The sequence below is a fragment of the Haloarcula sp. KBTZ06 genome (genome assembly GCF_048595605.1).
GTDB lineage: Archaea > Halobacteriota > Halobacteria > Halobacteriales > Haloarculaceae > Haloarcula > Haloarcula hispanica.
In genome coordinates this window covers 2,611,635-2,635,226 of the sequence record NZ_CP184337.1, presented here as the reverse complement: position 1 = coordinate 2,635,226, position 23,592 = coordinate 2,611,635, and the positions used below count along the sequence as shown (strand labels likewise).

The following is a 23,592-nucleotide window of genomic DNA, read 5'->3' as shown; positions in this document are numbered from 1 at the left end:
GCGACACAAAAGCGAACCGCAAGCTACCTATTGCGTGCGACGTATCGTCTCATACGAATGGACGACCCGGTTCTGCTCACCGGCGCTGGCGGCGCTGTCGGGGCGGCCATCCTCGAAGGCCTCGAGGACGCCTACGAGTGGAAACTCATGTTCCACAGCCCACCCGCCGAGGAGCCCGACCACGAGTACCTCGTCGGGGACGTGTCCAGCGAGGGCGACGTGGCCGCGGCGATGGACGGCGTCAGCGCCGTCATCCACCTGGCCGGCGACCCCCGGCCCGAAGCCCCCTGGGATTCCGTCCTCGAAAACAACATCGACGGCACCCAGAAGATGTACGAGGCCGCCGTCGACGAGGGCGTCGAGAAGTTCGTCTTCGCGTCCTCGAACCACGCCGTCGGCTCCTTCGAAACGGACGAGCGCACGCCCGAGATGTACCGCCCGGACGACCAGTACCGCCTTGACGGGACCGAGCTCCCCCGCCCCGGCAACCTCTACGGCGTCTCGAAAGCCACCGGCGAGGTGCTGGGCCGCTACTACCACGACCAGTACGGGCTCTCCGTCTGCAACATCCGTATCGGCAACCTCACGCGGGGCCACCCGCCGATAGACTACGAGCGCGGGCAGGCGATGTGGCTCTCCTACCGAGACTGTGCTCACATCCACGACTGCGCGCTCCAGGCCGACTACGAGTACGAAATCGTCTACGGGATCTCCGATAACGACCGCAAGTACTACTCCATCGAGCGCGCGAAAGAGGCACTCGGCTACGACCCACAGGACAACTCCGCGCACTTCGACGGCGAAGAACGCGTCGCCGAACCGGAGCCGTAGCGCCGTTACCGGCGTCAGTGAGCTTTTGCCGTCTGCGCCAATACGGTAGCGTCTCCGAGCAACAGGCTGGTTCGAATCGTCCAGTCGCTCTGTCGGACACCAGTCCGGTTCTATTCGTCCGAAGAAACGATCCCACTCGCTTCGTCTGTTATCTTCTCCGAGATGGGGCCGACGCTCGCTCGCTTCTCGCCGATCGTGGCTCCGACGAGTGCACCGAGCGCGGCACCACTACTCGCCGCACTTTTACTGAACAGCCCACCGATTCCAGCACCGACGGCAGCGAAAGCGGCAGCGTTCTTGGCACGACTCCACGCACGGATAAGGCGGGACTTCATGTCTCAATCTATTCGGAGTGTTGACATAAGTGCGTGGGTTGGGACACGAACCCAGCAAAAACGCCCGTATCGAAGCTCAGGTCGCCGAACCGGAGCCGTGGCGGGCACACCACGGACCGCTACCACTTCTCGCCGAGCACGCCGCGCTGCCGGTCCTCGTAGGTCCCGTCTCGAAAGACAGTGACCCGCCCGTTCTCCTCGCTCAGCGTCACCACTGCAAACACGGCGTCCCGAGTGGAGGTCTCCAGCGCACTCATGTGTCGTGTCCCCATCCAGTCAGCATACGGGAGCTGGTCGACAGTTTCCGCCTCCGCTTCAGTCAACTGCGTGAGCCGAACCATCGATGGTCTGACTGTGCCGTCACTGTGGACGACAACTGCGCCGTCACACGCAACCGCAACCGACTGGGCCGCCTCGAACAGCGCCCCGGACTGGTCGAACACGCTCGGGCAGTCCTCGACCGGCCACCGGTTCGACCCCATCGGGTCGGAAAACGCCGTCGTCGGGTCGCGCTCGATGACGACGTACAGCCCCGGCCCCCGTACGTGAGCGTCGTCCCACCGGTCGAACGCCAGACTCACGTCCTCGACACAGCCCCTGATTCGGTCGAGAACAGCACTCTCCGGGGCAGCCTCTCTCTCCGCGTCTGTGGGACTCGGACGTTCAATCGAGTCGCTCATTCGGTCGTCTGTCGGTTGGGCCGCCACGGGCATAGTCGGTGCGGATTTCCGGAAAATACGTTGTGTTGATTAAATGGGTAACCAGTCAGCCAAACGGCCAGAGCTACTCGAACAGCCCCCGCACGTCGTCGTCTTTCTGCTGTTCCAGTTCGACGTGGTCCCGGAGCCGCTGGTAGACGATGGGGCGCTGGTCGCGCTCGCGCACGAACGAGAACACCATTCCGACGAACTGCGAGCCGCCGTCGCCGTCGAGTTCATCTCGCGCGCGGTCAACAGCGTCGTTGATGGCTTCCTCGTCGTACCGGCCAGCCTCCGCCAGCACTTCGGCAGCGATGGCGGTAGCGTCGAAATCAAGCGTGTCGTAGCCAATCGCTTCGCCGTCGTGGGTCACCACTGGCGGGTCCGCCGCTGCGTGGTGTGGGTCCGCCGCCGTCGCCGCGAGGAACGACCGGACCCTGTCTAGTGCCACCCCGCGGTACGGGTCGGGCAGGCCGTCGAGGTACTCCACCGCGCTCTCGGCCAGTCCCTGCGCGCCCGACCAGTTCTCCTCGCTAGCGTGGTGGACGACTGCGGTAAACTGGATGAGACCGTGCAGAAACCGCTCGTCGTCACCTTCGTCGAGGTCCAGCCAGTACGCCTCCCACGCGTCGTGTGCGGCGTGGTAGCGACCTTCGTTGTACACTGCGATGCCGGCACGGAGATGGTCGCGCACACGGTGGGTTGTATTCGCGGTCGGAAAACCACATCGCCATCTGTGCAAAGTTTCGACAGCGAGACCCTATTACCGTCGCTCGGCGGTTTGCGTCGGTAGAAACGTCCGGACGGGGTTCCACGCGAGCGTGGAGCACGTCCGGTCGTGAATGGAATGAACGTCCGGACGGAGATTTGAACTCCGGTCCCTGGCTCCGCAAGCCAAGAGGATAGTCCACTACCCTATCCGGACTCATTTCCAGAGAGGGTGGTGCACCTAAAAAGGGTGACGGTTCGCGTGCCGTCACGCGACGGGTAGGCACACTTCGCTACAACGCTGATTTGAGCGACCGGGAGTATCTTTCAACTGGCCTACATTCGGGCGAATATGAAGCGGCGACAACTCCTACGATACGGTGGTCTCGGTTGCTCGATAGCGCTCGCTGGCTGCTTTGGTGGGGCGCCCGGTAGCGGGGAAACATCCACAGAGGGCGCGAGTGAAACCCCGAGTGTGAACGAGACAACATTCAGCGTCACCCAGCGACAGTCCGGGTCACAGACAAGTTCGGCAACGGTGGCTTTCGACGGCGATCAAGTCGTCGTCGAAGGCACTATCTGGGGATCTGATGGGTGCAAAACGGCCGACCTAACAGACGTCACGTACGATTCGAGTGCCGATGAACTGCGCATCAGTGTTGGGACGAAGGATAAACCGGACGCTGGCGATGTGTGTACGCAAGCCATTATGGAGATCGACTACCGGGCGACGGCGACGTTTGAGAACGGGCTCCCCGGCACGGTGTCTGTGTCTCACGACACCGGCGACGGCCAGAGCCCCGTAACAACAGCGACACGCTAACGGCTGCCCACGACTCTCTCAACGTGGTGGCATAACAGTGCCCGCTGCCGGGCCAGCGGACGAGGGTTTATACCCCATCGCATGACCACCATCGAGTAATGGACGGGAGACCACCGAAATCGACCGACAACGGCCGTTCGCTCGCCCAACGACAACGCTTAAGCGCGCCCCAGCCCAGCGTCCCATAGATAGATGGGTGCGATAGAGGACATTTACGAGGACCTAGAGACGGACGTCCCCGAGGAGGAGTTCCGCGAGGCCGTCGAGGAGAAGGTCGAGCAGATGGGCGGGCTCGCCGACGAGGAGACGGCCGCGATGCTGTTGGCCCACGAGCTCAACGAGAACGAGGTCAACGCCATCGCCGATATCGAACCCGGGATGGACGAGGTGAAGTTCCTCGCCAAGGTGATGGCCATCGGCGACCTGAAGACCTTCGAACGCGACGACGAGGACGAGGACGGCCGGGTCATCAACGTCGAGGCGGCCGACGAGAGCGGCAGCCTCAGGCTCGCCTTCTGGGACGGCCAGGCCGTCGACATCGACGAGGGGCAACTGGAGGTCGGCGACGTACTCCGGGTGAAGGGTCGGCCGAAGGACGGCTACAACGGGCTGGAGGTGTCCGTCGACAAGGCGGAGCCGGACGACGACGCCACAATCGACGTGGAGCCGGGCGCTGGCTCGTCCATCGACGCGCTGACGATGGGCCAGTCCGACGTGACGCTGCGCGGGCTCGTGCTTGATACCGACACCATCCGGACGTTCGACCGGGATGACGGCAGCGAGGGCCGTGTCTCGAACCTCACGCTCGGCGATGAGACGGGGCGTATCCGGGTGACGCTGTGGGACGACCGAGCCGACCGCGCCGAGGAACTCGATGCGGGGGCGGCCGTGGAGATAATCGATGGCTACGTCCGGGAGCGGGACGGCTCGCTGGAACTCCACGTCGGCGACCAAGGGGCCGTCGACGAAGTGGATGACGACGTGGCCTTTGAGCCCGACGCTGACCCAATCGCGGAGGTCGAACTCGAAGAGACAGCCGATATTGCTGGCGTCGTGCGCTCGGCCGACCCCAAGCGGACGTTCGACCGCGACGACGGCAGCGAGGGACAGGTCCGAAATGTCCGCATCCAGGACGCGACGGGCGACATCCGCGTGGCGCTGTGGGGCGACAAGGCGGACAAGGACATCGCGCCGGGCGACGAAGTGCTCGCGGCGGATGTCGAAATCCAGGACGGCTGGCAGGACGACAAGGAGGCCTCGGCGAGCTGGAACTCTACGGTCGTCGTGCTCGACGACGGCGCGGATCTGGCGACTGGTGGCGCAGGTGGGGGAGCCAGCGCCGAGACGACCGACGCCGAACACGCCGGCCTGTCCTCCTTCGGTGACGGTGCGGACGACGCTGATACCGACAACAGCGGCGACGGGGCGGCCGCAGTCAGTGCTGGTACCGGCGACACGTCGCCGGACGGTGGCGCACAGAGCGCCGGCCAGCAGGTGGAGTTCACCGGCACCGTCGTCCAGACCGGCGACCCCGTGGTGCTGGACGACGGCGAGCAGACGATGAGCGTCGAAACCGGCGAGCGCGTGCAGTTAGGGCAGGAGATAACGGTCCGTGGCGAACTCCACGACGACCGGCTTCACGCTGAGGACGTGTTCTGAGTCGCCGAGCGACGCTACGGAAACTCTTAAGACCGCAACACTCCCGGGTTTGGGTATGAGTGTCGAGCTACCGTTCGCACCGGTGGATGCGGTCATTCGGCGGAACGCGGACGGGCTCCGGGTGAGTGCCGACGCTGCGGAGGAACTGGCTCGTCGAATACAGGACCACGGCGCTTCGCTTGCCGTCACAGCAGCTACCGAGGCCACCACGGACGGCCGAAAGACGCTGATGCCGGCCGATTTCGGCATCGAGCAGGTCCCGGAGAAGGACGGCCTCGAACTCCCCGTCGCGCCGGTCGACCGCATCGCACGGCTCGACATCGACGACGACTACCGCGTCGCAATGGACGCCCGCGTCGCCCTCGCGTCGCTCCTCGAAACGTACGCCGACGACACGGCCGCCGCGGCCGCCACGTTGGCTCGTCACGCTGACCGTCGGACGATCAAGGCAGCTGACGTCGAAACGTACTTCGAACTCGAACAGTACTACTGAATGAACTTCGGCTACCGCGAGGTCTGTCTGGACCACGACACCGGGCCGCGACATCCGGAGAGTCCCGACAGACTTCGAGCGATACGGCGCGCGCTCAAGGAGAACCACGGTGTCGAGTACGTCACCGCCGACGACGCCGACATCGACCTCGTGCGCGAGGTCCACGACACCGACTACATCGAGGAGTTCCGCGAGTTCTGTGACGACGGCGGCGGGAACTGGGACGCCGACACCGTCGCGGTCGAGGAGACGTGGGACGCCGCGCTCGCGTCGGCAGGCCTCGCTGTCTGGGCGGCGGAAGCCGCGCTTGACGGCAACGCCGGCCGCGACACACCGTTCTCTCTGGGCCGACCGCCCGGCCATCACGCTGTGGGCGACGACGCCATGGGCTTCTGTTTCATCAACAACGCGGCCGTCGCGGCACAGGCGGCCCTCGAAGCCGATGCCGAGCGCGTCGCCATCTTCGACTGGGACGTCCACCACGGGAACGGTACACAGGACATCTTCTACGACCGTTCCGACGTGTTCTACGCCTCGATACACGAGGACGGCCTCTACCCCGGCACTGGCGACATTGAGGAGACCGGCACGGGGAACGCCGACGGCACGAACCTCAACGTCAAGTACAAGCCCGGCGCTGACACCGCCGACTACCTCGCCGCGATCGACGAGTGCATCGCGCCGGCCATCGAGGACTACGACCCCGACCTGTTGCTCATCAGCGCCGGCTTCGACGCGCACGAACACGACCCGATTTCACGGATGCGCGTCTCGACGGAAGGGTACGGCGCAATGACGGACCGCATGCGCTCGCTCACAGACGCCTGTGACGCGGCGCTTGGAATCATCCTCGAGGGCGGGTACGGACTTGATACCCTCTCAGACTCGGTTACGACCGTTCACGAAGTCTTTGACGGCTACCAGCCGATGGAACCGGACGACGACGTCAGCGACGACGCTCGCGACGTTCTCGATGACCTCGCCGATCAGGGCTTCGGCTCGAAGTAGTCCGCCAGATCGACGCCGAAACCGTCGGCAAGCGCTGTAATCTCTGTGCCGACCAGTACCTCGTAGCCGTCCTCCAGTGCCGACTCGATCCGTGGCCCCAGCCCCACGTCGAAGACAGCATCGCTCGACAGGAACCCGGTAGCTGTGGTGATCGCGCGTGGCCGCTCGACGACGTAGCGGTCGCCGTCGATGAAGGGGCCGGCCACCTCGGGGTCGTCGTCGTACTTCTCGAAGAACCCGCTCGCGTGCTCGCGGACGTGGACCGGCGGCCCTTCGTGGCGCTCGACGGCCGGCCGCTCGGCGACGGCAAATTCGAGCAGCAGGACGGCGTCCCGCTGTGCTGGTGATCCGCTGTCGCCGCCGGCGGTAGCTCTCGCACTGTCGACGGCTCGGCCCCCGTCGTCTCCGCTGCCGTCCTCGACGAACGCGGCCGACCGCAGGACCTCGAACCCCAGTCGGTCGAGTTCGCTGCAGAGCCCATCGAGGGATTTCCGGAGCTGGGGCCAGAGCTGGTCGTCGACCACGTCCGGGGCGACGAAGCGGAGCGCCATCGGCGTCGTTTCCCGCTGTGACACAGCGGCTTCGATGTCTGGTGCTGCGAACGGCTCAGGGTCGTCCTCGGTGAACAGCGAGGCCCGTGGTTCGGCGAGCAGGTCCCGGGCGTAGTGCTGGAGCCTGGCGACGTTCGTGGCGGACAGCACCGCCGCGACGTTGCGCTCCGGGTCCGTCGGGTCGATGACGACCAGCGGGTCGTCGAACGTCTCGCTCCCGTGGTCCTCGGGGTCCAGCCGAACCGGCGGGTACCAGTCCGCGACTGCCTCGACGAACGCCCGGAAGCCGCCGTACTCGAGTACCAGCAGCTCCGTCAGATAGCCCGAGAACCCGCGTGTTCGGAGGTCGCTCCCGTAGACACCGATGCCCTTCAGGAACTGCTTTGCCACCCGCACCTCGCCCGCGCCGTCGTCGTCCAGTCGCTCCTGCAGATATCTGGTGTGAAACGGCGTCCGGTCGACCGCGGACTGGATCTCGGTGGCGTCCTCGACCGCGTAGCAGGGCACCAGATCCACGGCGTACCCCTCGCGCTCGCCGACGACGTAGGGGTGTTCGGCGTACTCCTCGCGCCCATCGGGGAGGACTTCGTGCCCGACCGTCAGCCCGTATTCCTCCAGCGCTTCGCGGTCGAGTGACGGTGGAAAACAGACGAACACGTCCACGTCTCGGTCGCCGGCGGTCCACGTTCCGCGGGCCGTCGATCCGACTTGCACTACCTCCGCAGCGACCGGCAGGTCGGCGACGGCCGCCTCGGCGTCGGCCATCACCGCGTCGGCGACCCGCTGTAACTGCGCTCGCTCGTCGTCGGTTGGCGAGGCCCGTGCTCGCATCTCCTCGACGACGGCGTCGAACTCATCGCTCATACCGCCGCTTGCGCACAAGTGCGTGAAAGCGTGTCGATGCCGACTGGAAACGAAAGCCCTAATTACCAACTCTGGCAATGATTGGATGCGTTCGCGCCGCCGTAGCTCAGTTGGTAGAGCACCTGGTTGTTACCCAGGTTGTCCCAGGTTCGAGCCCTGGCGGTGGCGTCGTTCTTTCACTCACAAATCGACGAGCGCTGCGACTCCGTCACTGTCGGCTTTCAGGGCCGCTGGACGGTGAGATATGCAGCCGATGCACGAAACTCTCTGTATCGACCCACCTGTCTCTCCGAACCCCACCACTCCAACCCGACAGGCTAAAGATGCGGACTCATCAACACCATTCTGAAGGGCCCTTAGCTTAGTCTGGTTAAAGCGATCGGCTCATAACCGATTGAGCGCTGGTTCAAATCCGGCAGGGCCCATCCAGAGTCTGCATGGTTCTGAGCCAACGGAACCAGCATAGAGCGGGTCTGTATCGCTTATTTTCTGACTTCGAGGAATGATTGGTGAGCTGTCGCGCGCGTGACCCAACCAGCGCTTGGTTGAGGGTCGTCGCCGTCTTGCAATCCACAATAGCCCAAGAGAGTGACTAAAGGTAATTGATTGGTTTGACATGACAATAAATTTCAAACCGATTGTGTAATTATCGCGACATCGTTCGCCTAGATTTATTTCTTGCCGGGGAAAGTCTGAGAACTAATGGTAGAAATTTAGCGAGCCTGAAGATATTTTAGGCTAGTTAGAATGTTTCAAAACTCGACTCCAGCCCAAGGACCCACGACTTCAACTATGACGCAACGAGCGTCAGTCTAAAATAACCGCTCCATTTCATCATCGTCGTCATCAGCGACATCTTGATCTGAAAGACGTGTCTGCACACCGGCATCCGATGATAGGTCCCACTCAGACTTTGTCCCTTGGCCTGATGCAGGTCCAGCAACAATTGACTTCTCGGACTCTTGGACGAGATCAAGCGCGGACACCGAAATGATCTCGCGAAGGTCCCGGCCAATCCCCGGTTTAAGTCGAAATCCGGTTTCGCGGGATTTCCGCCCAGGTTCAAAATCACCTAGGTCGCACCACTCCAGTGTTCTCATGAACGTGTGGACACGCTCTTTCATTGTCTTTTTGCTTACGTCTAGCCCGAACTCTGCCTCTAAAGTCTCTGCTACCGTAGATCGAGCAATACGTTCTGGTGGACTATCGATGTCCATACACGTCGCAAGTAGATCCACGTACAGAGTATAGTACGCCAATCCTCTCCGAAAGGATTCGGCCTTCTGCCCCTCTTCGTGCGCTTCGGTAGCTGCCCGACCAAGAAATGTCGTGGCGACACCTTCAGACGAGGTCATCAGAAAGCCAAGCTGCTCACCGTACCGGATTGTATCGTAGATCGCATCCGTGCCACCATTGGCAGCTTCAACGACCTCATGTTTTGTTAATTGCTCCTCGCCAAGCGTTTCGCAAACTTCCAGAAGTCGGTCTGGAGAGGCTTCGCGAGGTGGTGCAAGATATGTTATCGTCATTGATTGTTCTGACATGGATATTATTAGAATTACTTCTTGTGGTATTGGGAGCTACACCGACACCCCGTGGACATCCTCCAGCACCTCATTTAGCTCTTCTCGGAGCTCCTCATCGCTCAAGATTCTGGTATCAATACTCTCGAAGACATTTCGTAGTTCGCGATTGATTTCACGCACCCAGTTCTGTCGAGCACTTGGATCGAACTGCTCTTGCACCTCGGCTAACCACCGAATAATCCGTTCGTCTTTTTGCATCAGTTCCGTGTCGAAGAACTCAACCCAAATCGTCCAATTCCCTGCCTGTTCGACTAACTCCCACTCGTACTGCGCAAGCTGATAACAGTACCAAAAATGGTTTTCCGTGGCGCGATTGGCACGTCGAGGAATTTCTTCGCCAGGCCAGAGCTTCGCTGTATGATCATATAACGCACGTAGAACGTCCTCGCGATCCTCGGGCGAAACCACAGATGGATCAAATACGAAATCCAGCCGCTGACCGACCTCATACCACAGCTGGATCACTCCGGAACTATTCACCAGCTTCAGCAGTCCCTCGCTTTCCATTTCTTGCTCGATCGCTTTCATTCGGGACTCGAGAAGCGCATCCAGCTCTTCAGCCTGTGCGCGTGCCTCGTCTGTCAGATGTTTATCGGTCCGATATGTTTCTCGATATTCGATCCCATCGCCGGTTTCGTGTCGTTCTCGAACTATGACTGCCATATTGAGCACCAGTTATGTCGTGTAGTACGCTGCTGAGAGGTCGCCCATCTCGTCAACCATTGCCTGCAGCGCACCCTCTGGGGAGTCCAGATCGGCATTCTGGAAAATATCTTGATTCCCACGCTCTAGCTCATCCAACAATAATGCTTGGCTCATCAACCGGAACAAATAGTCCGCACTGGCATCTGTATCCGTCTTGACTGCCTTGTACTCGGGATGATTGATATTATACTGGTAGACTCGTGCTTGGCGCTGTCCCTTTTCGGTCCGAACTACCTCCCCGTAGACAGTGTCATCATCCAGTTTAGCGGGCGTGCAATCAGCGAACGGACCATCGCCAGCGGGTGGTTCCACCTCCAGATAGACTGTCAGCGAGACCGTATCGATGATTTCACCACGTGAGAAATTTGGGCTATCCTCGAGCGCTGCGAGCTGTGCTGTCAGCGAGTACTTGCCCGGGATGGGGAAGTCACCCTCCTCGATGGGCTGCCTGTAGGGGTCGGATTCGTAAGTTCCAGGATCACTCCCTGCTGATGCTGGAACTGTGATCTGTTGCGTGAATTCTGAGAGACTTTGATTCCGGAATTCGAGATCAATCCGCAGTTGTGCCTCAATTTCATAATCCAGAGAATTTAACGCATTAACGCGAATCCTCTTGATTTCGTCACCGTATTCTACCCGGTGGTCACTCCGTGGGAAATTGGGCTCAGGCATCGAGAGTCGTACATCTTTCTTCCGCCCGGGTGAGGTTGAAGTGCTTGTACTATCTGTGCCAGCGGTGTCGCCCGTGTGGAAATCGAAATCACTGAACGCCTCGTTGACGCTGTTTAGTGCGCGCTGTTCAGCCGCTTGCTGTTGGCGCTCCGACTCAACCTCTTCTGACCATGTCCAGTCGAGTTCTTCTCTAGCGAACAGCTCAATCTGATCTTTGACATAACTGTTGATTATTTTGGTGACCTGGTATCGTCCAGAGAACCCGTAGTGTTCTGGATTTTCTGCACGCTTGAGTTCTTCTTCGGTCGCTGCATCGAACGTGATGAACCCGTACAGATGGTCTGCAATATCTGGGGGGACACGACGTCGGGGCTCGATGGATTCGACTTTCATTCCCCCTCGTTGAAGTGCAATCCCTCGATAGACTCGGGGGATGTTCTGGTCAGGATCATGAACGAGATGCATCTTGGCCACACCATATTTGTCTTCGATTTGTTCGTCCTCGACTAACCAGACGTCTCGAGAGCCATCTGCTTCGGTAGGAAGATCGAATTCGACTGGGGGCGACACGGTCGTTGTCGAGTCATCATCAGAGATGGTGATCGTCGCATCGTGGAATTTGAGAAGCTCCCACCACGTCTCTGCGACATAGTCTTCGAACTCGCCGGACTCAACGGCACTGGTCAATTCATTGGAGGGTTCAACTATCACAACTCGCGTGCCTACATGATCAAGCTCTTCGAGTTCGTGATCAGTCAACTCAGCGAATTTCTCCCGGCCTTCAGCGTTATCCCAGCTATTCACCGGCGACTCAGTCCGTTTTACACGGCGATAGCCGGTCCGGTACGAACCATCTTCTCGGAGAGAGTCGTAGACGATAACATTATCTTTGGAGGCGGCAACAAAGATGAACTTCCCTTGTCCGCGCGACCCGAGAGCATCACTCGAGTCGTCTTTGGTGAATGCGAGCGATTCAAACCGTGCCCACCGGTCGTGTTCTTCAAGTTCAGACTCGTAATCTGCTCCGTCACGTACTGGGCCCGTCAGGCCGATTGTGCCTGAATCTTCTATGACGAAGAAGGTCTGGTCCTCTCCTCGAACTAGTTTGAATTGAATCTTCCACTCGTCTTCCCTGTCGGTGTTCCTTGCGTCCCAAGCGTTCTGGATTCCGTCTTTTTGGACCCCATGGACGACGCCCCGGTGCTCACGGTAACTGTCTTCGATTTGTTTGAGTTGGTTTTTCCAATTAACTCGTGTCTGGCGGGCCCCCTTCTCAAACACGTCGTATTGATCGGGAGGAGTCACTCCCGGTCACCCCAGAATCCCCGTCCTACGAGAAAATTCAACCGTGTGATGGCACCAGTTGAGGTTTGCACGACCTAGCACTAGTGACAGTATCATATAAATATTGTCGTTATCGACGTTATCTTCATTATCGAAACCGTTCTGTGATAATGTAGGATTGATCAGGTCCCATTGCATTAGGTAAGGAGCGTCTCTCCCTCGGTAGTGAGTGAATATTTAACCCCGCGTTGTCCCACACGTCCACGCTCGAGTAACCCCAGCTCATTCATTCGGCTAATGAGTCCAGTTCGAATCGTACTCGCTTGATTATCCGACCAATCACTGTTGAGTTCTCCTACAGCCTCTGTAAGGGGGTTGGGCCTGTCGGTGCCAGACTCAATTTCAGTTGCTATATATTGCATCGCCTCCAGTTCATTTGGTCTAAACTCTTGAAGATGATTGAAATAGAACTCGCGCTCTTCCGGGGAAAACGGAAGTTCAGCCGTTCGATCACTATCAAGAATCGGGTTGGAGAGCTGAGCGAACTCTCGACCCGCTACCGTTGGTGCAATCCTTTGCCGATCATCCTCTTCAGCTACGTTGATGAGAGCTAGCTCGAACGGTGCTCCTCGGAGAGATCCATCCCCAGAAACTTCACCGATAAAATGATTCTTAAAACGTCGGAGACTCTTATCAGCATCTGACCCAGTCGGGAACGCAGAAGAGCGTTTGTTACCACGCGAAAACCCAAGTTCCTCATCAAGTCTCTGTAGTTCCTGACCAAAAGTTCGAGCATCATCTGCGACCGAATCAGCAAATTCAGCGAGTGGGATCGGTTCTTTAGCAGTATATACTCGATTTGCAAGACCCCGGATTACGAACTTGATTGGGAGTAAGCGATTGTATTGCCCCCAGAGTACTCCGGAGCTAATTTTATTTTCATCAGGCGAATCCACGGTCGGAATTTCGCTATACTGTCCACGGAGAATACCAAAATCACCCATTGATTCCGTATATTCACTCTCTTTTTCGGCGGTATGGGGACTCTGTCGGTTTTCGATAACGTCCTCTAAGGCTGGCAGCGATTGGCCGGCTGATTTTTCGTTGAGTTCAATCTCTGTCTGATTCTCAAGCGCAAATTGGACGAACTCCCGTGTTGAGTCGTAATCTCCTTTTTGTACAGCTTCCCGGATCGGATCAACGAGCTCATCCGGAATGTCGACAATAACCTTCATTAGCGTCATTATTGTATTGTGAGCCAAATAAGCCTTCGCACACAAGGCTATTTGAGTCTATCACTAATACGGATCGAGTTACATTGACTGCTGACTATGCTCATGTTATCGCTGTTTGGTCGCCGCAGTCTCTCCGTTTTCCTGATCTCCGACCTGATGGATAGGGAACTATTTTGTCGATTCAGATAACTATGTGATCTCTACTGATCTGCTTGATTTGTCTAATCATAATAGTACTGTACGGTCCATTGGCGCCGCTACAAACTAGACTGACTATCGGAATACTGGAATCGATACATCAGGATTCGGCAGACTCAAAACGGATTTGACTAGGATCACATTTCTTGATCAATATTAAAACAGGCAGACTCTCGGAGTTGGATTCACAAGCGGAATTAATAACTGTACATATCATCTATGAGAATTGGGGGAGCCGATGCCGGCATGTTTATCAGACCAGCATATAGACAGATGATATCATAATGCCAGCCGATTTTGATGGTGAAATTTCTAGAGAGTATGGAACTCATTTGTTGATGGCTGAAACGCCACAGAAGGTCACTGAACTGATTGAGAAACTTGAAGACCGATTTGATATTGCATGGCGACCATTAGGACAAGAACCGAATAATTACGGGACTGTCCAAACGCAGGCCAGTAGTCCGATGCCGTGTTTTGTGGAACTAAAAGCTAATGCTGATGATGCAGTACTGATTCGCGGGTTTGAAGAAAATGCCCCTGATGGGGCTGAGCCTGACGAATATGCCACAATGGCTGAGGCAGCCAGTGCGTTCGCACCCGATGATGGTGATATCGAAATTCTTGCTGATGGGACGACACCAACGAATGGGAACCAACTGAGTCTCACAATCCGGGATCATGGTTGTGGACAGCCTCCGAGTCGATTTGAGGAGACTTTTCTCGGACTTCATACACCGGGGGTAATCAAGCAGGACTACAGTTTCACCCAAGGCCAGTATGGTATGGGAAGTACTGGTGTACTCCAGTTCTGTGGTGATCGAGATAACGGCTGTTACAAGTTCGTTGCGTCGGCATCTCATGAGAACCCAGGCGAGTGGTCTTGGAGTCTCGTCCGACAGAACCGAGAGGCGAACCAGTACGAATACTGCGTTGTTAATGGAGAGATCCCAGGATTCGAGGGCAAGTTCGGGCAGTCGCTCGTGGAGACAGTCCCAGACGCTGAACCGGGCGATTATGGCCAAGAATTTGGATCGTTCGTCAAAGTGTATGACTATCAGATGGACGTGTCCCGTGCAGACATCTCCGGGCAAGAACCATTTCTGTACAAGTTTGAACGATACGTGGTCGAGTCCCCACTTTCGGTCACAATGACTGAGACCCGTGATTACAGCACTAGCGTCACGCGAAACACGACCCGCGGATTCTTGCCGTCATTAAAAGAACCACAGAACCAGAATCTATTAAAAGATACAGAGACGCTCAAGTACGATTTCAGTGAGGTTGGGTCCGAAATCCTTGGTGAACGCCAGATTGAGGTTTTCCTGTTCAAACACGAAGATCAACTTGATCAGGAGGAAATAACTACCCGATCGACTAATCGGTTCCTTCAGAAAAAGAGTGGTCACACGGATATGACCGGTCGAACCGGTATTCACGCGGATCATGCGCTAATGTTCACTGTAAACGGCCAGACGCACGGTGATCAGGGGCTTGGTTTTTTGAAAAATCAGTGTGGCTATTCAAAAGTTGCTCAGGATACCGTGGTCATCGTGCGATTTGATGATTTCGCAAACCCTGATATGTCTGATCTGTTCAAACCGACTCGTGATCGATTACAGGCCGGGAAAGAAGAGACACGATGTCTGAAAGAGGGTCTCAAAGATGCTCTCAAGAATAGCGATATGCTGACAGATGAGGAGGATCGCCGACGGGCAAAGCGGGGTACAGACGATTCAGAATTTGATCCGGAATCCTTCGAGGAGTTTGTGAACGATAACCCGGACTTTGCATCCTATGTTAGTTCAGGGCGTAAAATCTCTGGGCCACGACTGAGCCCCGAGAGCAGTAGCAGTGGAAATAGTGAGGGGGAAACGGTCACCGCAGGTTCCGGTGATGGTGATAATGATGAACCCGATGTAGACGATCTTGAGCCTTGGAAGCTTCCGACGTTCTTGGTCGGGATCGAAGAGTATAATCCTGATAGCGAACACGTATTTTGGGACGAATCAGATTCGGGGACGATGCAGGTCGAGGTACCTGTGAACAGGCGTCGAAAAGTCAGGTTCGCAACTGACGCCCAAAATGACTATCTCACGCGGGACATCTTGTCTGGTGAGCTCGTAGCCTCCCATTCGGATTTGGTTCCTATAACAGAACTCCATGGTGGCGTGTTGAGTTTGACTGTGGATCCACCGGAAGCTGCAACAGCGGGGGATTCCCGAATGATGACGTTCCGGCTTAAACGCCCCATGCTTAATGCAGAAATCGTTTCTAACTTGGATTACTCGCGGATTGCTGGTGAAAAAGAGTCGATTGTTGGTAGCGAGAATACAGTGCTTGCATGCTATCGTGCATTGATGCCAGACGGGATTGATCCGAGCGATATCGATACTGTCGATACTGCACCGCTGTATGGGCACGTCGAAATTAAATTCGTTGACGAAGTCGAAGAAGACGACAGTTCGACGCCCTCCGCAACCAATGGTGGGGATGACAATACCGGAAGTGAGGGTAGCGATAGAGATGCTGGAACGGAGGAATCCGAGGGTGGGCTTGCCATTCCGGATATCAAGCTTGTGTATGAGAGGCACTGGAATTTCGATCCTGATGCACCGGACTTCGATCCAGAAGACCTCGAAATTGATGCTGCCGAAGTCGACTCAGACGTTGCTCGTCAATTTGATGAATCCGTCATTATGCGACTCGATGAAAGCACTGATGGCACAATCAGCGGGCTGATGGTGACTATCAATATGGACTCTGCACCGCTACGGTCATTCATTGTCAACAAAAACATCAAAGAAACATACAAACAATACGTTGAGGACCATTATAAAAACGCAATCGTATTCATGACGATCAGCCAGTACAGAGAACTGAAAGATAAACGAGAAGATGAACTCATCGAAAAAGAGGTTGGGATCACTGGTCTTATTGAGAATTCGCTTGACGGCGTCGGCCAGGTTCTAATGCCAATGTTATTTACAGAAAACGAAATCGATCGGCTCACAGACTGACTCTCTACTCGCTGGTTCACGCCAGCCGGCCATGGTGTCTAAACCCTGTTCACCGGTGCGCTTACGCGACTGCGGCACTTAGTGTGACACACGGATTCCCGATTCCCTTATGGACGATATTACGCTACCATATGGGCGGACCGCAGTTACTACCGAAGAGGTCCGGGATGCAGTGAGTGTTGAACCTGCTGTTGAAGCACTTGTCGCCCAGGGTCAATCTGAAAAGACGGCCCGGCAACAGGTCGAGGCGTTCGTGTCGACAATCAACGATCTGCTTTCATGGCTTTCAGAGAATGGTCGTCAATTTCCATGGCGACAGACCACTGATCCATGGCATGTGTATATTGCTGAAATCCTCTTGCAGCGAACGCATGCGGAGGCAGTGACTGGTGTATACGAGACTTTCCTCGATAGGTATCCAAATCCCATGCAGCTAGCTGATGCGACTGAGAACGAAATCTATGACGTAGTGAAGTCGCTCGGATTTGGGAACCAGCGGACCCGAACGCTTCAGGATGTGGCGTTGGTACTTGTTGAAGATCATTCCGGGGCGGTACCCAAGGATCTGGACGCACTCAAGAAACCGTGGCGAGTCGGTCCGTACTGCGCCCGAGCAACGATGATGTTCGCGTTTGGTATTCCTATGTCGCTCGTTGATCGAAACTTTGCTCGTGTGGCTGAGCGTGTATTTGATTATTCGATGCCGTCACAGCCACACAAAGACGATCAGGTCCAGCAGTTACTCGAAGGGATTACACCGATGAATGGAGGCCTTGCCCGAGCCTTCAATTTAGCAATTTTGGACCTTGGAGCGCTGGTCTGTCTCCCATCCTCACCTGAGTGTAATGTATGTCCATTCCAGTCTTGTTGTGTATACGGCCAGACTCAGTATAGCACCGACCTCCAGTCATAATCTGGGTAGGCGACTCGAAACCATCATTAGGAGAGATGAACCACGACGTAACAATGAGCGATCGTCTGACCGCAATTGACCTCTTTTGTGGTGCTGGGGGCATCTCAGCGGGACTCCATGAGGCTGGGTTCGATATTCTCTGGGCTGCCGATCATAATCCAGATGCGACCGCGACCTACGAGCATAATTTTGGGAAACCTGAGTATGGCGTTGTCACTGGTGATCTCTCCGAGCTTGATCCAGAGACTGAGTTAGATGGGCTCGAACCCGGTGAGCTTGATCTAGTCGCCGGTGGCCCACCATGTCCAACGTTTTCGACGATCGGCCGGTCGAAAATTCAGTCACTAGATACAAAGACGCCTGAATCAGATGACCGCCACCACCTCTATGAGGACTTTCTCCGTTTTATCGACTATCTCGAACCATCTGCGTTTCTGATGGAGAATGTTCCGGGCATGCGGTCCACCACGGGAGTCAATGGTGAACCGATCGTAGACATCATTCGGGACCAGATGGAAGCGCTCGACTATACAGTCCATGTCGAGGTAGTTGATGCTGCAGACTTCGGCGTACCGCAGCATCGTGAACGCCTCTTTTTTATCGGTGAACGTGAACCCACAACCGAGTTCCAGCTAGAAGACTGGAAGAGTCATCGGGCACCACGGAATGATTCGGAGTCCGAAATGAAACTACAGAGTAATCCAGATATAGAGCTGGACTCACCGCAGTCTACGGTCACCGAGTTCGGTGTAACGCTTGATGAGTCAGAGAAAGGTAATAATTTACAGCCTGAAGACCGGAAACCTTGGGTAACTGTAGCTGATGCAATTCTCGACTTGCCACCAGTTTCACCCGATGGAGGCACACCACCCACCCAAGCCAAAGAATACACTGTGCCGTCTTTGACCGAGTACCAAGACTGGGCTCGGGATCTAGAATCGGACACAGACTGGGAGGAGGCAGAGCTGACGAATCACAGGTCACGGGGTCACAATCTAACAGACTTGACCCTCTACAAAATTCTCGGCGAGGGCGTGGGCTGGAATATTGGGAAGGTAGATATTGGGCTTCAGCCGTACCGCGAAGACATTTTCACTGATAAATACAAAAAACAGCATCCGCGGAAACCGGCATCGACAATTGTAGCGCATCTCCAGAAGGACGGGCACATGTTTATTCATCCTCGAGAGGCACGATCTTTGACCGTTAGAGAAGCTGCGCGCCTGCAGTCCTTCAGGGATTCGTTTGAATTCACTGCGGCACTCACGAGCAATTTCAAACTGGTCGGGAATGCTGTGCCACCTCTATTGGCGGAAGCCGTGGCGACGGCTATCCGAGAAGAAAATCTCTGATCGCACTCCATAGCTTCGACATTCGTTTATTAATTCCTTTTGAGTGAAGAATCCGTGAGGTGAACTGTGCCGATACCAGGAGCTATTTATACTCCGGTATCAAATGCATGCATCATGCCGACCCGGGGTGTATCACTTGATTCTCTTTCTATTCCAGATGTTGTTCGAGATGCGCCAGATAAAGAACAAATCTTGCACCGAGAGTTCCTGCTCGATCATATCGACTTCGTCGCAGATACTCTAACTGCAGAGCAGATCCATCGCAGTCGCGACCTGCCCGTCTGCTGTCCAGAAGCAACGCCAGAAACCGTCGCTCGGCGCCGCCGAAGTGATGAAACATTCCCTTGCCGATACACTACGATTCACGATCCATCTGGACGGACCTGTCCTGGGGCCGTGTGCGATTGTGGGGATCCACTCGCAGGAAGTGATGACCCACTGGACGCTGTGGCTGCCGTAGCCGTTACTGAAGCTACTACTCCGACTTGCCACCTCTATTTTGCGAAGGATGAACGAGAACTGATTGTTGACCTTCGGAGAGAATTCGGGACTTGGGAAAGGATAGCCTCCCTTAACGAACAAACAATTCGGGATTTTGTCGCTGACCATTCCTTGACGACCCGCAACGACCACAACGAGGCAGATATATTGCTGGCCCTCCTCGAAGATGTGGCGGAGCTGAAATACACAGATGGTGTAACACTCCGCGATTTTAGTAAATTACAGTATACACTATATCACGAAGCATTGGAGGGACTCTCTGGTATCGGTGAGGCTGAAGCATGGTGGCTCCTCCTCACTGCTTTCGATAAACCTGTCTGGCCAGCTGACCCTCTGATTGATTCACTTCTCTGCGCATTTGGCTTACTCACACCCACAGAAGCTGAAAGCAACTGTTACAGACACAAATTACTTGAGAGTGAAATTACTGACCGACTCCTACCTGTTCTTCACCGTGCGCTAGCCGGACATGCATGGACAGGAGCCGTTGACAAGTGTGGGGACGACTGTGATCTCAAACAATTCCTCCTCTCACATCGACTTCGCGTCCAGCAAAAAGACAATACAGGTTTGACTGCAATTGATTTGTTCGCGGGGGCAGGTGGGCTCTCGTGTGGACTTGCTCACAGTGACTTTGATATCCAATGGGCAATTGACTGCAATGAGCATGCAACTGCGACATATCGTCTGAACCACCCCGAAATACCGCATCAGAACGTTGTCTGTGAGGATATCCGCGAGATTGACGCTGCAGATCAAATTAGAGAGACCGTTGAAGAGCCAGATCTCGTCGTTGGGGGCCCCCCCTGTCAATCGCTTTCTGTTGCCGGCTACCGCTCTCGACTTGCTTCTGACGATGAGTATAGTGTCCTTGAGGATGACCGAACCTCCCTGTATGAAGAATATCTACAGATAATACAGGATCTGCAACCCCGAGCTCTGGTAATGGAAAACGTCGAAGGAATCATGACAGAAGTCGGGGATACAGATGTACGCGTCATCGAGAGGGTTCTTGAGAGGTTCGACGATATTGCAGCGACTTCTGAGTTCGGGTACAAACTCCAGTACCAACTTGTAGATCTCTCTACGCTGGGGCTTCCCCAGTCACGTAATCGGGTCATTCTGATTGGTATCCGAGAGGATGTCATCGGGGACGACACGCATATTGGGTCGCTCTTCGAGGAGCTTGGGAAGAACGAGATGGAGGATCGGACGATTAGACAGGCTCTCGCCGGACTTCCAAAGCTCCTTAGAGGAGAAGGAGGCCGCGCGGTTGCTGGCAAACAGCCAGGCCGACCTGGTGAGTATGTTCGCGAGAATGACCTCCTTGGCGACACACATATTGCGTTTAACCATCGAGCTCGTGAACACCCGATGGAAAAGGATCAACTGCTCTTTGATCAAGCGATGGATCCAGGCGACACCGGGTGGGATGTGAAGTACAAAAAAGAGCAGGCGTATGCCGACTTGATTGAGTATGATGTTGGGACGGAAGACAACCCTCGATTCAAAGATAAGTATCGGATGCTAGAATGGGATGAGCCAGCACCGACAGTGGTAGCGCACTTGGCCAAGGACGCCAATAGTTTCGTGCTCCCTGACTACTATAAGTATGCATTGAACGATGAAACAAGGGCTGACAAACGACGAAACCGTGGGATTACACCTCGCGAGGCAGCTCGATTACAGTCATTCCCGGATGACTGGATTTTCCTAGGGCCGTTCACAAGTTGGTTCCGACAGATCGGCAACGCGGTTCCACCAATGGTAGGTCGCCAGCTTGGGGACCTTCTCAGTCCGATACTTGAGACAGACCACAGATCATCGATGCAGTCCGCGGATAACCTTCCAAAGCCAGCCATATCTGATGACTGAGCTAACCGTGGCTGAGAAATCAGCAATCAAAGTCTGATGGCGGATCAGTGGCACCCTGACACCGCTCAGCTCCTGAAGTCTGTGCTGGGATTCGATCGTTGCTCCAATTGTCCCAGACTGGAGAAGAGCATATGGTCTTGCACTTCACGCTTTTAGTTCTCCATTTATTCCATCTCACCCTCGTGAGCTAGTTCTTTTGCTAGCTCCCAGTAGCCGATTAATTCTCTGTCGGCCATTGATTTAGATCCAAACAAAAAATCTCTGCCCAGATTTCTGTTCAGGTGACTGCAGGACACTTCCGAGACAAACATACAGTTGAAACAAGTGGATCCATCGCGGCTACAGACGGGATCATACACACAGTTGTTCCCCTCTTGATCAATGTTCTCGATGAGATCATCCAGTCCCGACTCCACTAGGGCATGCATCCCACCGAGGTTGAAATCCGTCCGCTGGTTCGAGTAGACAATGAATGTGAGTGAACGGGGTAATAAATATTCAGAGATACTGGTACGTTCCATTCCGATTAGCGAGGTTGCGAATTTCAGTACAATATGAGAGAACGAATGAACGAGGTGATAAATATAGTAACTGATAATATCGGCAGGATCATCGAGCGAAATCGTATCGTACTCGGGTATCGGAGTCATGTTTTCAGCCAGCCAGCCATGGATCTCTTCAGTTGACCAATCGTCGAGTGGTTCCGTCTTAATAGATTCCTCACTGGATTTCGACCACTCATCAACATATTCATCTGTCCACTGTTCCCGGATAGGAACCGCTCGAGATCTTGGAATGCTGCTCGAAAGAATCTGTTCGTGAAGTGTCGTCCCTAGGTTGGTTGCTTGGCGGCTGTTTTCCAGCAACCACGCCATCACAACACGAGGTCGAAGTTTGAATCGGACAGCTTCGGTACGAACAGTATCAACGAAAACAGGAGTTGTCGATGAGTCGATGTTTCCGTCAACCAATTCAGCGTCATCAGCACCAAACGAGATAAGTCGTGCTTCGCTTGGATCGCGACCACCTCGACTGAATCCGAAGACGACACTTGTAATTGGAAAGTCTTCAATTAGTCCAGCATCATCGATACCGAACTGGTCAAGTTTGCGTTCAACTTCGGCAACCTGATCCTCCAGCGACTCGCGTTTCCGGAGATCGACTTCTCCCCGGTCCATGATGATGTCTGCAGCCGGTCGGGTTCGAAGTTCGTTACTGATGTTGAGATGTTCGTAGATCTCTTGAACTGCATCAGTCGCGTACGCGTATTCGTCGGGAGACTCTGATCTGAGGCCCGCCGTCAGTTCCGGCACGAAATTTTCAACACTCTCCCGTATGCTTACCCCATCACTGTCAAGATTTGCGAGTTCCTCCTCAATATCTGCTACGGCACTGTCGAGGCCCTTGGCCTGAAGATTATCACGCATCTCCTCAAGTTCTTCACGCTCCGAATCCCTCTTCGATTGCTCAATATCAATTCGGCTAACTGATTCGTCGCTGAGACCCAGATACTTTGCGAGGACTGCAATAGCCTCGTTAACAGACCCTAGGCGATTGGAACCGGTGCTACTGACACTTACGAGGTTGAAATAGTGCGGCTGGTAGACGTTACTGCCCCGGTGGACGTTGAGTGAGAGAAACGTATTTTCGAGATCGCAGTTGCTCCCGCATTTTTGACTGAGTTCCTCCCGGTTGCCACAGTTCATACAGACCCAGCGGAAGTTCTGTAGTCGTTGACTTCCTTTGGTGTCTAACCGCCACCGGGTCTCTCCACAGGAGCAGGACCCGGGTTTGTACTGTGGTTGAGACTGACGTGACGGAGCAAGAGACTCTATCGAGCCACATTCATGGAAGCCCACAAATTGCTCTTGGGAGAGAAACCCATCGCAGTCCGACTCATCGCACTCCATCTCTCTGTTCTTATATGCGAGCTGATTGGGAGACTGGTAGAAATGTGCGCGTCCACACTCGTTGCAGGTGAGTAGCAGCGGGAAGAACTCGGTCTTCACTTTCGTTGGCTTCAGTAGCGTATAGGAGTCTGCGAACTCTGGGAATCCAGTCGTGCCGAGCGAATTCTCTTCCTGATTCCACTGTCTAACCCGTCGAATTACCTGTTCAGCAATGTATTGGCGATCGAGTTCATCAGCTGCTTCACCACGGATCTGTTTGACACGGTGTATCCCAAAGCCCCGGTCGTAATCAAATGTGCTCTGTGGCAGGTGATTGAACAGTACCTGGGCTTTCCCCCGCCCCATGTAGTTGTCATCATTTTCTGCCATCG

General features: G+C 55.4%; 18 protein-coding genes and 3 tRNA genes. 11 read left to right on the top strand and 10 right to left on the bottom strand.

Features of this window, described 5'->3' with window-relative positions; translation table 11 throughout:
• The first annotated feature begins 57 nt into the window (after positions 1-57).
• Complete coding sequence (gene azf, locus ACNO8S_RS13710) at positions 58-831, top strand: NAD-dependent glucose-6-phosphate dehydrogenase Azf (RefSeq protein ID WP_014041409.1); 774 nt, start codon at positions 58-60, stop codon at positions 829-831.
• A 110-nt stretch (positions 832-941) separates the two neighbouring features.
• On the opposite strand, the gene ACNO8S_RS13705 is transcribed toward azf, so the two are convergent.
• The 4 genes from ACNO8S_RS13705 to ACNO8S_RS13690 form a co-directional block, all read right to left on the bottom strand.
• Entirely contained in the window at positions 942-1,166 is a 225-nt protein-coding gene (locus ACNO8S_RS13705) for a hypothetical protein (RefSeq protein WP_008307668.1), read from the bottom strand.
• A 119-nt stretch (positions 1,167-1,285) separates the two neighbouring features.
• Positions 1,286-1,846, bottom strand: a complete 561-nt coding sequence (locus tag ACNO8S_RS13700) for a diadenylate cyclase (protein ID WP_420182105.1) — start codon at positions 1,844-1,846, stop codon at positions 1,286-1,288.
• A gap of 103 nt (positions 1,847-1,949) precedes the next feature.
• Positions 1,950-2,558, bottom strand: coding sequence for a DUF309 domain-containing protein (locus tag ACNO8S_RS13695; RefSeq protein WP_420182104.1), 609 nt, complete (start codon positions 2,556-2,558; stop codon positions 1,950-1,952).
• 158 nt (positions 2,559-2,716) lie between these two features.
• Positions 2,717-2,789: transfer RNA gene (locus ACNO8S_RS13690), tRNA-Arg, on the bottom strand.
• Positions 2,790-3,047: 258 nt separating this feature from the next.
• Here ACNO8S_RS13690 and ACNO8S_RS13685 point away from each other — a divergent pair.
• The 4 genes from ACNO8S_RS13685 (at position 3,048) to ACNO8S_RS13670 (ending at position 6,555) form a co-directional block, all read left to right on the top strand.
• Positions 3,048-3,395, top strand: coding sequence for a hypothetical protein (locus ACNO8S_RS13685; protein ID WP_023843424.1), 348 nt, complete (start codon positions 3,048-3,050; stop codon positions 3,393-3,395).
• A gap of 192 nt (positions 3,396-3,587) precedes the next feature.
• Complete coding sequence (locus tag ACNO8S_RS13680; RefSeq protein WP_014041405.1) at positions 3,588-5,054, top strand: single-stranded DNA binding protein; 1,467 nt, start codon at positions 3,588-3,590, stop codon at positions 5,052-5,054.
• Positions 5,055-5,109: 55 nt separating this feature from the next.
• Entirely contained in the window at positions 5,110-5,547 is a 438-nt protein-coding gene (locus tag ACNO8S_RS13675; RefSeq protein WP_005537260.1) for a histone, read from the top strand.
• Positions 5,548-6,555: a histone deacetylase family protein gene (locus ACNO8S_RS13670; protein ID WP_050037129.1), complete on the top strand. Its 1,008-nt coding sequence runs from the start codon at positions 5,548-5,550 to the stop codon at positions 6,553-6,555. It abuts the gene before it with no gap.
• On the opposite strand, the gene cca is transcribed toward ACNO8S_RS13670, so the two are convergent.
• A complete protein-coding gene (gene cca / locus ACNO8S_RS13665) occupies positions 6,534-7,970 on the bottom strand; it encodes a CCA tRNA nucleotidyltransferase (RefSeq protein WP_151145180.1) in 1,437 nt (478 codons plus the stop codon). The two genes, ACNO8S_RS13670 and cca, sit on opposite strands and share 22 nt — an antisense overlap.
• A 95-nt stretch (positions 7,971-8,065) precedes the next feature.
• On the opposite strand from cca, the gene ACNO8S_RS13660 reads away from it, so the two are divergent.
• Together ACNO8S_RS13660 and ACNO8S_RS13655 are read left to right on the top strand one after the other, a co-directional pair.
• Positions 8,066-8,138: transfer RNA gene (locus tag ACNO8S_RS13660), tRNA-Asn, on the top strand.
• Between the two features lie 182 nt (positions 8,139-8,320).
• Positions 8,321-8,395, top strand: a tRNA-Ile gene (locus ACNO8S_RS13655).
• A gap of 387 nt (positions 8,396-8,782) precedes the next feature.
• On the opposite strand, the gene ACNO8S_RS13650 is transcribed toward ACNO8S_RS13655, so the two are convergent.
• The 4 genes from ACNO8S_RS13650 to ACNO8S_RS13635 form a co-directional block, all read right to left on the bottom strand.
• The gene (locus ACNO8S_RS13650) at positions 8,783-9,514 is read right to left on the bottom strand and encodes a hypothetical protein (RefSeq protein WP_420182103.1); all 732 of its coding nucleotides are present in this window, start codon (positions 9,512-9,514) and stop codon (positions 8,783-8,785) included.
• Between the two features lie 36 nt (positions 9,515-9,550).
• Positions 9,551-10,219, bottom strand: a complete 669-nt coding sequence (locus ACNO8S_RS13645) for a hypothetical protein (RefSeq protein WP_420182102.1) — start codon at positions 10,217-10,219, stop codon at positions 9,551-9,553.
• 12 nt (positions 10,220-10,231) lie between these two features.
• A complete protein-coding gene (locus ACNO8S_RS13640; protein WP_420182101.1) occupies positions 10,232-12,238 on the bottom strand; it encodes a hypothetical protein in 2,007 nt (668 codons plus the stop codon).
• A gap of 176 nt (positions 12,239-12,414) precedes the next feature.
• Positions 12,415-13,452, bottom strand: a complete 1,038-nt coding sequence (locus tag ACNO8S_RS13635) for a hypothetical protein (RefSeq protein ID WP_420182100.1) — start codon at positions 13,450-13,452, stop codon at positions 12,415-12,417.
• A 482-nt stretch (positions 13,453-13,934) separates the two neighbouring features.
• Between ACNO8S_RS13635 and ACNO8S_RS13630 the strand changes: the two genes are divergently transcribed.
• The 4 genes from ACNO8S_RS13630 to ACNO8S_RS13615 all read left to right on the top strand — a co-directional run bounded on the left by ACNO8S_RS13630 (position 13,935) and on the right by ACNO8S_RS13615 (position 21,311).
• Positions 13,935-16,670, top strand: a complete 2,736-nt coding sequence (locus ACNO8S_RS13630; protein WP_420182099.1) for a hypothetical protein — start codon at positions 13,935-13,937, stop codon at positions 16,668-16,670.
• A 172-nt stretch (positions 16,671-16,842) separates the two neighbouring features.
• Positions 16,843-17,583 carry a hypothetical protein gene (locus tag ACNO8S_RS13625; RefSeq protein ID WP_420182098.1) on the top strand — a complete coding sequence of 247 codons (741 nt, stop codon included), beginning with the start codon at positions 16,843-16,845 and terminating at the stop codon, positions 17,581-17,583.
• A 53-nt stretch (positions 17,584-17,636) separates the two neighbouring features.
• Positions 17,637-18,935, top strand: a complete 1,299-nt coding sequence (locus ACNO8S_RS13620) for a DNA cytosine methyltransferase (RefSeq protein ID WP_420182097.1) — start codon at positions 17,637-17,639, stop codon at positions 18,933-18,935.
• Positions 18,936-19,382: 447 nt separating this feature from the next.
• Positions 19,383-21,311, top strand: a complete 1,929-nt coding sequence (locus tag ACNO8S_RS13615; RefSeq protein ID WP_420182096.1) for a DNA cytosine methyltransferase — start codon at positions 19,383-19,385, stop codon at positions 21,309-21,311.
• A 164-nt stretch (positions 21,312-21,475) separates the two neighbouring features.
• Here ACNO8S_RS13615 and ACNO8S_RS13610 read toward each other — a convergent pair whose 3' ends face one another.
• On the bottom strand, positions 21,476-23,590 hold the full coding sequence (locus ACNO8S_RS13610; RefSeq protein WP_420182095.1) for a hypothetical protein: 2,115 nt from the start codon (positions 23,588-23,590) through the stop codon (positions 21,476-21,478).
• Positions 23,591-23,592: the final 2 nt, after the last annotated feature.

Coding starts and splice junctions, on each gene's coding strand:
- azf (WP_014041409.1), top strand. CDS start 58: ATGGACGACCCGGTTCTGCTCACCGGCGCTGGCGGCGCTGTCGGGGCG.
- ACNO8S_RS13705 (WP_008307668.1), bottom strand. CDS start 1,166: ATGAAGTCCCGCCTTATCCGTGCGTGGAGTCGTGCCAAGAACGCTGCC.
- ACNO8S_RS13700 (WP_420182105.1), bottom strand. CDS start 1,846: ATGAGCGACTCGATTGAACGTCCGAGTCCCACAGACGCGGAGAGAGAG.
- ACNO8S_RS13680 (WP_014041405.1), top strand. CDS start 3,588: ATGGGTGCGATAGAGGACATTTACGAGGACCTAGAGACGGACGTCCCC.
- ACNO8S_RS13675 (WP_005537260.1), top strand. CDS start 5,110: ATGAGTGTCGAGCTACCGTTCGCACCGGTGGATGCGGTCATTCGGCGG.
- ACNO8S_RS13670 (WP_050037129.1), top strand. CDS start 5,548: ATGAACTTCGGCTACCGCGAGGTCTGTCTGGACCACGACACCGGGCCG.
- cca (WP_151145180.1), bottom strand. CDS start 7,970: ATGAGCGATGAGTTCGACGCCGTCGTCGAGGAGATGCGAGCACGGGCC.
- ACNO8S_RS13650 (WP_420182103.1), bottom strand. CDS start 9,514: ATGTCAGAACAATCAATGACGATAACATATCTTGCACCACCTCGCGAA.
- ACNO8S_RS13645 (WP_420182102.1), bottom strand. CDS start 10,219: ATGGCAGTCATAGTTCGAGAACGACACGAAACCGGCGATGGGATCGAA.
- ACNO8S_RS13635 (WP_420182100.1), bottom strand. CDS start 13,452: ATGAAGGTTATTGTCGACATTCCGGATGAGCTCGTTGATCCGATCCGG.
- ACNO8S_RS13630 (WP_420182099.1), top strand. CDS start 13,935: ATGCCAGCCGATTTTGATGGTGAAATTTCTAGAGAGTATGGAACTCAT.
- ACNO8S_RS13620 (WP_420182097.1), top strand. CDS start 17,637: ATGAGCGATCGTCTGACCGCAATTGACCTCTTTTGTGGTGCTGGGGGC.
- ACNO8S_RS13610 (WP_420182095.1), bottom strand. CDS start 23,590: ATGGCAGAAAATGATGACAACTACATGGGGCGGGGGAAAGCCCAGGTA.